Annotated in this window: 11 protein-coding genes; 3 read left to right on the forward strand and 8 right to left on the reverse strand. The window is 54.6% G+C overall.

From position 1 onward, the window contains the following. Positions 1-134 precede the first annotated feature (134 nt). From ACWHYZ_RS12265 to ACWHYZ_RS12295, 7 genes are all read right to left on the reverse strand, one after another. On the reverse strand, positions 135-341 hold the full coding sequence (locus ACWHYZ_RS12265; protein WP_447982981.1) for a hypothetical protein: 207 nt from the start codon (positions 339-341) through the stop codon (positions 135-137). A gap of 141 nt (positions 342-482) precedes the next feature. Beyond that, entirely contained in the window at positions 483-2,027 is a 1,545-nt protein-coding gene (gene hpnR / locus ACWHYZ_RS12270; RefSeq protein WP_447982982.1) for a hopanoid C-3 methylase HpnR, read from the reverse strand. Between the two features lie 124 nt (positions 2,028-2,151). After that, positions 2,152-2,313 carry a hypothetical protein gene (locus ACWHYZ_RS12275; RefSeq protein ID WP_447982983.1) on the reverse strand — a complete coding sequence of 54 codons (162 nt, stop codon included), beginning with the start codon at positions 2,311-2,313 and terminating at the stop codon, positions 2,152-2,154. Between the two features lie 160 nt (positions 2,314-2,473). Then, a complete protein-coding gene (locus ACWHYZ_RS12280) occupies positions 2,474-3,736 on the reverse strand; it encodes a glycosyltransferase family 87 protein (protein ID WP_447982984.1) in 1,263 nt (420 codons plus the stop codon). 203 nt (positions 3,737-3,939) lie between these two features. After that, the gene (locus ACWHYZ_RS12285; RefSeq protein WP_447982985.1) at positions 3,940-5,409 is read right to left on the reverse strand and encodes an NAD(P)/FAD-dependent oxidoreductase; all 1,470 of its coding nucleotides are present in this window, start codon (positions 5,407-5,409) and stop codon (positions 3,940-3,942) included. Further along, positions 5,394-5,633 (reverse strand): hypothetical protein, encoded by a 240-nt coding sequence (locus tag ACWHYZ_RS12290; protein ID WP_447982986.1) that lies wholly within the window; start codon positions 5,631-5,633, stop codon positions 5,394-5,396. Before ACWHYZ_RS12290 ends, ACWHYZ_RS12285 begins: the two co-directional genes overlap by 16 nt. A 533-nt stretch (positions 5,634-6,166) precedes the next feature. After that, positions 6,167-6,364 carry a DUF3417 domain-containing protein gene (locus ACWHYZ_RS12295; protein WP_447982987.1) on the reverse strand — a complete coding sequence of 66 codons (198 nt, stop codon included), beginning with the start codon at positions 6,362-6,364 and terminating at the stop codon, positions 6,167-6,169. A gap of 963 nt (positions 6,365-7,327) precedes the next feature. On the opposite strand from ACWHYZ_RS12295, the gene ACWHYZ_RS12300 reads away from it, so the two are divergent. The 3 genes from ACWHYZ_RS12300 to ACWHYZ_RS12310 all read left to right on the forward strand — a co-directional run bounded on the left by ACWHYZ_RS12300 (position 7,328) and on the right by ACWHYZ_RS12310 (position 11,439). Beyond that, on the forward strand, positions 7,328-8,497 hold the full coding sequence (locus ACWHYZ_RS12300) for a S1C family serine protease (protein WP_447982988.1): 1,170 nt from the start codon (positions 7,328-7,330) through the stop codon (positions 8,495-8,497). Between the two features lie 975 nt (positions 8,498-9,472). Then, a complete protein-coding gene (locus ACWHYZ_RS12305) occupies positions 9,473-10,408 on the forward strand; it encodes a hypothetical protein (protein ID WP_447982989.1) in 936 nt (311 codons plus the stop codon). Further along, positions 10,405-11,439, forward strand: a complete 1,035-nt coding sequence (locus ACWHYZ_RS12310; protein ID WP_447982990.1) for a hypothetical protein — start codon at positions 10,405-10,407, stop codon at positions 11,437-11,439. The genes ACWHYZ_RS12305 and ACWHYZ_RS12310 overlap by 4 nt, the downstream gene beginning before the upstream one ends. Before the next feature lie 181 nt (positions 11,440-11,620). Here the strand turns inward: ACWHYZ_RS12310 and ACWHYZ_RS12315 are convergent, their stop codons facing one another. Beyond that, positions 11,621-12,100 carry a hypothetical protein gene (locus ACWHYZ_RS12315; protein WP_447982991.1) on the reverse strand — a complete coding sequence of 160 codons (480 nt, stop codon included), beginning with the start codon at positions 12,098-12,100 and terminating at the stop codon, positions 11,621-11,623. Positions 12,101-12,105 lie beyond the last annotated feature (5 nt).

Genomic DNA, 12,105 nt, shown 5'->3' on the forward strand with positions numbered 1-12,105 from the left:
TCAGGTACAGGTATAGTTCCTACGGTGATTGAGCGCGTCTCATGTCGAGGACCTCGTCGCGGCTCATGATTTTAGATCAGCCCAGAATTGCAACGCTCAACCTTGTCTGGATTCCGTCCCTGCTCTAACTCGGGTCACCGACGAGGCCCTTTTTGTACGAACCGATCGAGCGGACTTGTCTGGACTGCACACGCCGAGGAATTGGCACGATTGGAAAGAATCACCATATCCTCAAGATACCCGCAATTCAGACAGCGCTCGACTTGCCCGTCTATCCGAAATCCACTTTCGTCAAGGAGTCCGTCGACAATCATCAATCCCCGACAACGTGCGCACGTCATCTTCCCCCTCCTTTCATTTCGATCGTTTACCGGATTAGCAGCATAAACGTTCGGTATTCTGACTCAGCCGCCGTGCTGATGGGACAGCTCAAAGGGAACGTCCCCTCGTCCTTTCAGGAGAGATGGTGTCGCCCTAGATCTTTACTGCGAGATCCCCATCCTCGTCGCCTCCACAAACTGTTCCGTAGAGTCATCGATGTGGCGCCCTTGGCGACCTTTGGCTTGGTGAATATAGAGCAAGCCATGGTTGACGTGCCGTTGAGGGATAGGCGGCAGAGCCATTTCATATTTTACCGGTTGCTGGTGATCGGCCAGTTGTAGCGCTGGATTGTAGACGCTGTTGAACTTCCAGAGCATCTTGACAAAATTGGTTTGTCCACGGAGCAGGTGCCCGGCCGCAATCTTAGCTGTCGATTTGAGCGCCCTCCAACCCAAATGCTTGGTATTCAAGACCTGCTGGGTCTTCACTAACTCTTCGTAGAATTCCGGCAAGGGTAGTCTGGTGGGCAGCACGGCATGTTGAATATCGAAGAGGCGATAATCGCGGCTTTGAATCTTGCGCGATTCCGTCAACCATGTTTCCGTGCCGGGATACGGGGTATTCACGCTGATGTTCACAATTTCAGGAATCTCGAGACACCACTGGCGGATGACCTCGAAGCGTTGCTTGTCCCAGTCGGGATCGGCAATTAAGTTAATGGCAACAGTGATGCCGAGTGACCGGGCAAATTCGAGCGCTTCAAAATTCTTACCTAATGAGATGCGCTTTCGATGTTTCAGCAGCCCTTCCTCATCGATGGCTTCGAGCCCGATGAACATATATTCTAGGCCGAGCGACTTCCAGAACCTGAACACTTCCTTGTTTCGCAGTAACACGTCGCCGCGTGTCTCCAGATAGTATTTTTTCTTGATCTCCTTCTTGGCAATCGCCTCACCGATCGCCATGCCGTGCTTGCCTTGGATAAAGGCCACGTCGTCGACGATGAAAATCCCCGGCTCTCGGACCCGGGCTAAATCTTCCACGACCTTGTCCGGGCTGATCACTCGATAGCTGCGGCCATAGAACGTCCAGGCGCTGCAGAAAGAACAATCCCACGGGCAGCCCCGCGCGAACTCAATGGAAGCGCAGGGGTCCAATACCCCGATGAAATATCTCCGGCGATGGCGCAGAAGGTCACGTGCCGGGCTAAGGGCATCAAGACTTTCGACGAAACGGGGAGGAGGCCCTGAGCCGAAACGCGACACCACGCCAGGAACACGTGTGATTGCGCTGCGATCATGCTCGATTGCCTGCAAGAGATCTGAAACGACCGCCTCACCTTCACCTTTGAGGATGCAATCAATTGCGCCCGCACTATGCTCAAGAAACTGGTCCGCAATAAACGACGCGCTGTGGCCGCCGACGAAGACAAAACTTCCCGGCAGCGTGTTTTTTGTGAGCTTGGCCAGATCGACAATTTCCGGCACGTTCGCCAGATAATTGCAGGAGAAAGCCACGACATCGGGGCGCCAGGTATGAAGCAGTGCGGAATAATCACGATGTGTCTCGACTTGCAAATCAATAAGACATATCTCATGTCCGGCTTGGCGGATCGCCTGAGCCACAAGCTCTAACCCCAGCGGCTCCAAGCGAAGGTAAATTTTTGTATACATTAATGCGCTGGGATGGACGGCAAGCACTTTCATAACGTCTCCTATTTCCCGCGTCAGCTATAGGGAAAGGCAATAAGTATTAAAGGATTCAGGCTCACACCGCTACTGGCATCGGAAACACGGTCGAGAGCTTGAGGGCCAGCGGTGCATCGCCCTCTCAATTCCGCGACTGCACCGGATCCTTGCCGCCAAGGGCTTGAATCGGCGATTGTGCATTCCAACTTATGTGCCCATCCTTCAGATCAAAAGGCCAGATCGCCACGTCGACAGGTTCCAGGTTGACTCTCATCTTCCGACACTGCAATTGTTTCTGTTGCATTCATCGTGCCTCTCAGTCGCCGCCAAAGCCGTTGCCTTAGTTTATTTCCCATATACGCCACAGATGAGGCTGTATGGTGTTGATCACTCCACCTCCTATCGTCTTCACCACGATGCCTCGTCGTGATTGAGAACGAAAATCCACGATAGAGCGTGGTGCGTTACGATTGTTTAGCTGTCTGTGGATAGGACGGGCCACCGTCTCCATGACTGCGGATTAGGATGAGGCCCGACATGAACAGTAGGAGGGTGCACATCATGCCAAGCCCCCGCAGTGCGAGCGATGGTCCGTACTGCAGCTCAAAATAGCAGACAAGCAGAATCGCAGCGGACACGGATCGAAGTGCGCGCGGTCTCGTGGCATCGCTCGCCACGCCGACGAGGAGCATCGCGGGAATCAACATGACAACTCCGTGATGCGGTTGCAACGCTGGACTGAAAGGGAGCAGCGAGAGCATTAAGGTAGCGGCATCCATCGTCAACGCTCGTCTTGTATCTCGCATGGGTCGGCGCCAGCTCTGCCACCAATAGAAGCTGAGGAGGGCAAGCCATAACACCTGAGCCGTCCTCGTGACACTCAATACCTCTTCTTGCTGGAGCACGAGGATGTTGTATACTCCCTTTCCTCCCGTGGCATTTAGGAAAGTGAGCAGTGTTTTATGCCAACTCATGACATAGGCCGCCAGTTCGAAGGGAAGGGTCATACTGTTTCCACTCTGGAACACCATCTGTATCCAATTGCTCGTCAGGGTGACGGCCTGATGCGCTCCGAAATAAAAGGCCGGCAGGGCGAGGAAGAAGAGTCCCAGCCACGCGACGGTCATGAGACAGAGTCGAAACTGTCGCTTCAGAAGACAATACGGCAGGAAAACCGCACTGTAGACTTTCAGGACCATACTGAGGGCCAGCAAGAAGCTGGCGCCGAACAGGTTTGCTCTGCTGAGGAGGACGAGCGCGCCGAGGACGGAGATTAAATAGAGCACGTTGCCATTCAGATATTTCAAATCCCATTCGAAATAGTAACTGACTGACCCGAGCGCCAATAGGCCAATGAGGTACTTGGTCGGATGATTGGACAGGCCCAGCAGATACAAGGAGATTTCAATGGATCCGACCGTTGCGGCGATGAGCATCGCCATCCAGAGCACGGCAGAGGCCTCAAGACCGAGGTGGCCCAAGGCCAGACGCACGACGAGGTTAGGGGGTGGATAGAGAAACCCACTCGACCAGGGCGGATAGCTCAGCTGTTCCGCAACGAGAAGGCTCCGTTCATAATTTAACGCATAATCGAGAAGATCCGAAGGACCAAAGGCGTGGTGCCGAATCTGAAAACTGCAGGTGTACCACCCGGCATAGACCACGATGGCCGCTAGGCAGAGGAGGTTGACCGCTCGTAGGCGTCCGGGCGTCAGGAGGGACATCATGATACGAAATGGGTGAATCCGATGAGGTCTCTCACCGACGTGCCTATCGTAGAACTCGATTGCCAGTCTATCGACTAAGCGATAGAAGAGACTCCAGAGCGGCTCCTTCTACGACCACACGACGAGCCGCAAAGGCATCGTTTGTTCTCTTCCCTTCTCTCCCTCCTCATGAGACGGCACTTACTTGAGGTATGTCCCACCTCTCATAGGCGTGATTCACTCACACGATCCGGGGTCACTCGCTGTTCTTCCTGGTATTCAGTATCGGCATTGACATTCCAGAGGTCATGCTGCTCATGCTGGAGAAGGTTCTCAACGGCCAACATCCCGGTGAGCATGGAATGATCCTGATTGTTATAGCGGTGGAGTCCGTTCCGTCCGAGCGTCTGAAAATTCGTCACGCCGTTGACGTACGTACGAATGGCGTCGAGTGCCTCTCGATACTGTTCATCATAGACGGGATACGCTTTCGGAATTCGAAACACACAGCCATCTTCAATCTCCTCGTAGCGGGCCAAGCCGAGATGGGCGACTTCCCGTTTGCCACGCTGGATGAGGTCAGCGTCAGAGGCGGACCATAGTTCGTCTCCTTCTTGGCAGAAGTATTCCAGGCCTAGGCTCGATTTCATCGGATTGGGCACCATCTCAGGACTCCAGTTTTTGAAGTTCTGAATGCGTCCCACTTTCACCGATGGATCGTGCACATAAATCCAGTTATCTGGAAAGAGATGTTGGCGATCAATAATGAGGCAGACTGTGAGGAAGTCTCGATACCGAAGGCGGTGTGCGGCCGAGCGGACCGTGAAATCCTCAGATGGGGCGATCTTCATGACGGCTTCCGTCACTGGCATACTTGACATCACGTGACTCACCGGAATGATTTCGGTTTGCCCCTGTCGTTTGACCGTCACGCTGCGAATGACCGAACCCTCGCGGTTGAGATGGAGGACCTCGGTGTTCAAGCTGACCGTGCCGCCGCCTGATTCAATCTGCCTCTGAACGGCTTCCCACATCATGCCAGGCCCCAACCGAGGATAAGCAAACTCCTCAATTAAGCTGCGTATCGTTCGGCGCTCTGTACCGAGCATGCGGAGGAAGACCGTCCTGAGTGAGAGATCCTTGATCCGCTGAGCCGCCCATTCCCCTTTCAGCTCGCCGCACGAGATGCCCCAGACCTTCTCGGTGTAGGTTTTGAAGAACGTCAGAAACAACCGGCGTCCGAAGCGGTTGGTGACCCATTGTTCAAAGGTATCGTCCGTCGGATACGGTCGAATTTGCCAGCGGACATAGCTGAGGCCGATCAGGATGGCTTCCAGGATCCCCAAATTCTTGAGCACATTCATCGGACGGAGGGGATAGTGGAAGAACCGGCCATTAAAATAGATGCGGGATAAGCGGGGCCGCTGCAAAAAGTCCTTACCAAGGATCTCCTCCCACATGACACGGACGGCATGCGATTTGGTGTAGAACCGGTGTCCCCCCATATCAAACCGGTAGCCTTTATAGCACTCGGTCCGTGCGATGCCGCCCACCTTATTAGTCTTCTCGAGCACGAGGGGTTGAAAACCCGACTTCACTAATTCATACGCTGCAGTCAGTCCTGCTGGTCCGGCACCGATGATGACGGTGCCTGCGCCACGGCGTCCATTATGGGGTTTCACTGGTTGAGCCATGGTTGCATACCTTTGGCTGACCGCACAGTGTTTCTGCTGCCCTTGTGCATAAACCAATCACACAGACGTCCCTGAAAGCAATCAGCGCGACGGGCAAGGATCACCATGTCGCCCAGATGCCGGCAATTCGGACATCGCTCGGCGTGCAACCCTATCCACATTTCAGTCTCGTCGAGGAGTTGCTCGATCATCGCCCATCCTTCCCAACGTGCGCACGTCATCATTCCCCCCTTCCATTTTGACGGTCCATGGGGTCGGCATAACGCCCCTTCATTTCCTGAGGGATATCACCAAACCGGTAAGGCTCTCATCAAGTCCTGATAAAGACAGGCGAATATAGCGAAGGTTCCATTGAGCCCGGTATTCAGGTTTCCAATACTGCGGTTCCAGATATGTGGAAGCACACGCCCATGGTTATCATCTTCGTCATGACATTAGAGATTCCCTGTTCCGTCTCCAACTTAAACTCGATCGGCATGCTCGGCTCAGGGATCCGCCACGTCAGATCGGCCCAGAGTATCCCAGCGCAGGCATCCCAGGGCTGCATCTCCCGTGAGAAGGAAAAGCCACAGCATTTGACGACGTGCGCGCCTCCAGGCGATTGCGCGGGGCTGAGACCCAGCGTGAAAACTCCAGCTGCAATAAGTTCTCGAAAGGCTCCTTCAAGTCAATTTTTGAACTCCGGATCAGCGGCGAGGGCTTCAAGCCGTGTTTGGGGAACGCATTGCAACACGGCTCGTAGGTTATGGGTGCCCTTTCAGATGTCCTGATCCAGCCGTTCCCACAGTCGGTCGCTTGAATGACTCCAGGTCCATCGAAGGTCCAGGGCTAACGCAGTCAGCGCCTCCAGCTCTTTCGGCACAGTACGTAAGATGACGGATCTGTTGTGATTCCTCGTCTCCTCCTCCTGCGCTGCCAATACTGCTGACCGATTGCTCCAGCGGCCTCTTGTCATCGTCGACACTGTCTCCCTGGGCCTACCTATACACAAGTCTGGTGCCACTCCTCTCACCGCCGAGGATTGTCAGGACCCAGCGCGAAATCCTTGGTCATTCACGATGTTGGGCAAGGTACCAGCGAAAGGACGTGCGGGCGCACAGTCGTGACGGTCCTCGAACGCTCACGAGAATGGTGAATAGTCACGATGGGCGACGTACGTAGCCAGGCCGAGGCAAAATGGGTGGGTCGGCTCAGCCCAAGTTTACTCATACGGCTGCGCAGCGTACTGGGATTGAAGCCAAGATGGGCGGCCGCACCCCCCGCTCCATGAATGCGCCAATGACTTCGATTGTGCACGCGCACAATATGATCTGCTCCGGCATCCGATATGTGATGCCTCTACGGTCTCCATAGAGTCGGATAAGAGTGGGCCAGGCGAGCGAGTGGGCAGCGTTGAGCAACGTGCAGATCAGAAAATGCACAAAGGGGAAGGAACCCATCGCTTCATGGGTGTGGTCGGAAACAGCTTGTTATTACGTATTGGCCGTCCTCATGTTATGACCGTTAACACACACGAGGCGCCGTTCAAAATCACGCTTTAAAAACGCCGAATTAGGATAGTCGCTTGGTAATGTCGTTCATTTGGATTTTCGCCGACCGTAATACGACTGGCCACATCTTTGCTTACGTTTGGGCCAGATAGAGTTGGGATTATTACGGTGATAGATCTTCCTGGCTTTAATATCCAAGACCCAAGATGAGTAAAGAAGAACTGCGATCACAGTAGGAACGCACACCACGTGAGGCTCTACATATGAAACCAAGCTTTGATAGAACTAGGATTTGTGCTTATCGCAATGTGCTGCCGGAGCTGGAGTTTATGTGACTGTAGATTAGTAGGATGCTTTCTGAACGGAAGGGGCTAAGGAGATGCCAAGAAGTTGATTGCCTCTTCGATCACCCAATTGAGAGGCCCCTTATGACTCACCGAATGACTATTCAAGTATTCAAGACGAGCCTGCTGACACTATCTCTCGTGCTCGTCCCCATCCTTACGGCGGCTCATCAGACCAGCATGGGATCTGACATTGTTTCTCAGGTGTACAAAAAGGTTGTCCCAACCATAGTGCTCATCAATGCCACGCGCTTCGAGCTTTCAGCGAACGGTGAGGCGTCCTTGCACAGCGTCGGCTCGGGCATTTTGCTTGATGAGAAAGGGCTGATCTTGACCAATAACCATGTCATCGAGGGCGCGACGAGTATCGTCGTTACCATGAATAAAGGGGTCAAAGCGGAGGCCCAGGTGGTGGGGAATGATCCCATGACGGATCTGGTGCTCCTGCGCGCACCGTTGCCAACAGAGCACTACGAGGTGGCCGAATTTGGCGACTCCGACCACTTGGAGATCGGTCAACCGGTCCTGACCATCGGACATCCGTTTGGCCTCGACGCGACCTTGACGACCGGCGTGATCTCCGGGTTTCTGTCGAACCCTGAACTCACGCGTCAGCCTCAACGTCTTATTCAGAGCAGCGCTGCCATTAATCCGGGGAACAGCGGGGGTCCCTTGCTTGACCTGGCTGGGCACATCATTGGCGTGAACGCCTCGATGCTGGCGGGCGCCCAGAATGTGGGGTTTGCCATTCCCAGCAACACCGTGAAGAAGGTCGTACATGAGATTCAGTCCTATGGACGAGTCATTCGACCGTGGCTCGGCATCGGGGGCCAACTCATCACCAGAGATCTCATGCAACTCTTGACGATGCCCTTAGCGAAGGGCATCGTGGTGTCAGGTATCGCCAAAGGCAGCCCTGCCGAGAAGGCTGGATTACGATCTGGCCAGCTGGATGTCTCCGTGAATGGCGAGCGCTGGTTGCTCGGGGGAGACATTGTCGTCGCGATCAATGCGCACCCCGTTACGACGGCAGAAGAGTTTGCAGAGGCGATCAAGGATCTCGAGGTTGGAGAGCTGGTAACACTGCGTTTCATGCGTCAAGGCACCCTCTATACGACCATGCTGACAATTGAAGAACGACCATCAGTACCTCACTCTCCGACAAGGCGACAACCGGTCGAACGTGTTGAATTTCAGCCACTGGCCATGGAAGGACAGATGAATCGCAACAGTTTGATAACAATAAAATTCTAACCGCTCCTATTCTATAGGATCAGTGGTGGGGGAGCACACGTCGAAAGTTGGCTCACCCCCGCCTCGCGACTACCAGGAAGCCGGACCACTGATGCTATCCCTCTCTATTACTCGAGTACTACGACGGACAAGCCGCAAGAAGAGCTACCTTCTTATGACAACCCATTAAGTGGGCTGGCTTGCAGTCTTCCACGGGCGTATTCGGTCGTATCCTTTCATCACAAACCACGATATTGCACGGACCTCAACGGCAGCGGGTGCCGCACTGCCGGCGAAAACCAAAAGGTTCTAAATAAGTATCGATAGGAATGCACCTTGCAAATCGTCTTTCGTGAGGCGATTGCAACCATGGGAATGGTACCCGGCTGAGGGCGCCATTCTCTCCAGACATATCGGGCGACCAGCCGAATCCAGAAAGATCTGCGCTACAGCAAGGCGGAGCGGAACACGATTGGACTGTAGGGCCATCACAATTGGAGCGAATTCACCACGGGCGCCCGGGCTGGTAGGGGCGCCGTGCGTTGCGGACCGAGCGCGGGCCGTCAGGCAACAGAAGATAGAGAATATTCCGACAAGGACAGCCCAGAAGTCGTCATCCATTATATGAATTCATCGCAATCGATAGAACAGCCTGAAACAGACAGGCAGCCTTTTTATGGTCAAAAAAGCGGAGGACTCTTATTCGGTGCGTTTAGATATCCTGGCATTGTCCTTCGCTCACCGCACTGCTTCATGCGATATCTCCACCTATATCAAGTGATCAGGGACAGGACTTCTTTCCGTTGAGAATGATCGTGACCTGCCCCTCCTTGATCTCTTCGGCATGTGTACGACGCGCCGGTTTCCAATACAAGGGGACCGTTAACTATGCGAAGGCCTGAGATGTTTCCCCAAGTGGTAGCGTCTCTGCTGATCGTATGTATAGCGTCCGGTTGTGCCACAAACCCAACGACCCGTCACCGCTCACGCGGGGATGTGTCCACGACCCGCTGTGAAGCCCCAAAGACATCAGAACATCTCCTCCCGATCGTCAGTAGCGAGCCCCTTCCCGATGAGGGCGATGAGGATATCCTCGAACTCTCGCCGATTGCACGGCACACAGCTGCCACGATTCGAGTGCTCGATCTGCTCAAGCGCATTCCTCGGCTCGAACAAGAGGCGCGCGTACAGGCTGATGTTATATGGCGCCTGTTGTGGACCCGCCAACAAATCGTGGACCGCATCTCTTTGGCCGCATTCGACGTATCCAGTACCGTCGCCGAAATCGACTGCGAAGAATCACGGGCCGATCACGTCGCGGATGGGATGCAAGAAGTACGTCAGGATCGGCAGGAACGGGGGTTATTTTTAGCGCTCATTGGCGGCGCCTTGATCGGAGTGGTCGCGGGCAGCTTGTCGCTCGTCGCACAGGCAACCGCGTCGGCAGCGAGTGCGATCCTTGGTGGCACGTTATCCGTCGGTCTTGGAGGGGCGGCAACCGTATTCCTCGGCGGCGAGGAGGACTTTTATCACCCTCGTAACCATTTGCGCGATCTTCGCGACAGGCCCGCGCAGTCAACGCTTTTCCCAGCCTCGGTCTGGCGCTATCTGAACGGCCCCTCGCGCATATTACCTGGGGCCACGGTGCACGATGCGTTACTAACCTATTGGCGCGAAGATGGTCGCTTGGGAGACTCTGGGAGCGCGACCGCACGGCGGCGAGATGAGTTATTGTTCGGGGACGGCGGCACATACGAAATTACGGAACTCCGCATCCGGGCCGAAATGCTCAATCATGTGAAATCCGAAGTACTGCGCATGGGACAAGACCTCAACCAACTGCTGTACGAAGTCTTAGCACGTGAATCTCAAGACAACCGTCTTGAAGCGTCGCCAGCCGCCTCTTTTGCACAAAGCCATGCGAGACCATGAAAACCTCCTGCGCCATGCACGCTCGTACGTTCATCGCGTCGATCGTCATTTTATGCACCGGAGTCGGATGCCTGGGGCAGTCTCAGGCGTTACACAGGCTGCACGGTGACGCGACGACCTCTCGTTGTAACATGCAGACGAAAACGCATCTGTTGCCTGCATCGCGAGGAGCAGGCTCAGGCAACTACCGTAATCACTCCGTCGCCCAAGCCTTGCCACCTCGGGTCCGAGAAGCCGCCGTGGCGATCAACGTTCTAGGTCTCCTCAACGAGCTACGAGCACTAGAACGCGGGGACGTCGACCGGCGGCCAGAGGTGGCATGGCGCCTCCTAACGACTCGTCAGCAAATTTCTCATCGCATTGCCCTGGCCGCGTTTGACGTGACGAGCACGGTTGCCGAGTTGGACTGTGAACAATCACGAGCCAATCATGTCGCCGATGGATTGAGTGAGATGCTGCAAGAACGGTCCGACCGCGACTTGTTCCTGGTTTTCGCCGGAGATCTGTGGATGGGGGTTATTGCCGGATCATTGTTCCTGGCGGGACAAGCAACTGCTGCGGAAGCGAGTGCGATATTCGGGGGATTATTCGCCACTGGGATTGGCACCGCTGCAGTATTCGTGGAAGCGACGTATAACTTTCACCATCCGCGCAATCATCTTGATGATATTCGAGAAGGGCCGCTCCAATCCACGCTGTTTCCAACTTCTATCTGGAGCTACCTCAACGGACCCTCATGGATGCTGCCCGGCGAAACGATTCGTCAGGGCCTGCTCGCATATTGGAAAGAAGAAGGTCAGCTGCGTCAGCCGGATGCCGAGCTGGACGACGACGCTGACAGAAAGCGCAACGCGTTGTACTTCGGTGAAGGAGGCATTTATCGCATCAAAGAGCTACGGCGACGGGCTGAAATGCTGGGCCACCTGAAGTCCGAGATACTTCGAATGGGACAAGACTTAAATAATCTTCTGTATGAAGTATTGACTCATGACCAAGAACCTCTTCAAAGCTTAAGGCGCCCCGGCTATTGACACATCTCGTTCCCGGTAACTAACACGACCCTGACGCCCGCGTAGTTTGAAAAGCCGGAATGCGCTAAGCTTGACACATCTCAGCGAAATCCCGAGAAGAGAGTATCAACAATCGTTTTTCACGTTTACCCTGGAGCGCCATGCCTAAAAGTGCGGCCTTTTTTTTGCCCTCCGCACTCTTCTAGTCAAAGTAGTGCTGGACCAATCCGGATTCCAACTGTAACCGTCTTCTCTCCAACTCATGCCGTTGTTTCCTCAGCGTGTCCAGCGTGGCGGTAAACCGTTCTTGCTCAACCAGCCACTCTTCACGTAATCGCCCTTTCGAACCGGGGGCTGCTTCAGCCTGACGGATGCGATCAAGCGCAATGGTAAGATGCGCAAGTTGAGTCTGCCACTGTTGCTCATGGAGGCGCCAGCCTGCGATGTCCAACGTCCGCAACTCTTCTATGGTCGGGTCGCCACTGGGCGGTATCCGGCTCAACTCCTCAATATGCCGACGAAGGCGCAGTAAGTTCTCTTGGAGATCATCAATACCTTGGCCCAACCGAGCGATCAGCGGATCGTGAGACGGTGCCGGGGCTTCTCGCGAATCCATATTATGGGCGCAACCAACCAGAATAATGAGTCCGGAGTAAACGAGTATCCTTCTATACACGTTCACGATCT

Source organism: Nitrospira sp. Nam74 (assembly GCF_965152615.1).

What these genes read in the sequence shown, in the direction of transcription:
- ACWHYZ_RS12265 (WP_447982981.1), bottom strand. Translation starts at nt 341, where the DNA reads ATGACGTGCGCACGTTGTCGGGGATTGATGATTGTCGACGGACTCCTT.
- hpnR (WP_447982982.1), bottom strand. Translation starts at nt 2,027, where the DNA reads ATGAAAGTGCTTGCCGTCCATCCCAGCGCATTAATGTATACAAAAATT.
- ACWHYZ_RS12275 (WP_447982983.1), bottom strand. Translation starts at nt 2,313, where the DNA reads ATGCAACAGAAACAATTGCAGTGTCGGAAGATGAGAGTCAACCTGGAA.
- ACWHYZ_RS12280 (WP_447982984.1), bottom strand. Translation starts at nt 3,736, where the DNA reads ATGATGTCCCTCCTGACGCCCGGACGCCTACGAGCGGTCAACCTCCTC.
- ACWHYZ_RS12285 (WP_447982985.1), bottom strand. Translation starts at nt 5,409, where the DNA reads ATGGCTCAACCAGTGAAACCCCATAATGGACGCCGTGGCGCAGGCACC.
- ACWHYZ_RS12290 (WP_447982986.1), bottom strand. Translation starts at nt 5,633, where the DNA reads ATGATGACGTGCGCACGTTGGGAAGGATGGGCGATGATCGAGCAACTC.
- ACWHYZ_RS12295 (WP_447982987.1), bottom strand. Translation starts at nt 6,364, where the DNA reads ATGACAAGAGGCCGCTGGAGCAATCGGTCAGCAGTATTGGCAGCGCAG.
- ACWHYZ_RS12300 (WP_447982988.1), top strand. Translation starts at nt 7,328, where the DNA reads ATGACTCACCGAATGACTATTCAAGTATTCAAGACGAGCCTGCTGACA.
- ACWHYZ_RS12310 (WP_447982990.1), top strand. Translation starts at nt 10,405, where the DNA reads ATGAAAACCTCCTGCGCCATGCACGCTCGTACGTTCATCGCGTCGATC.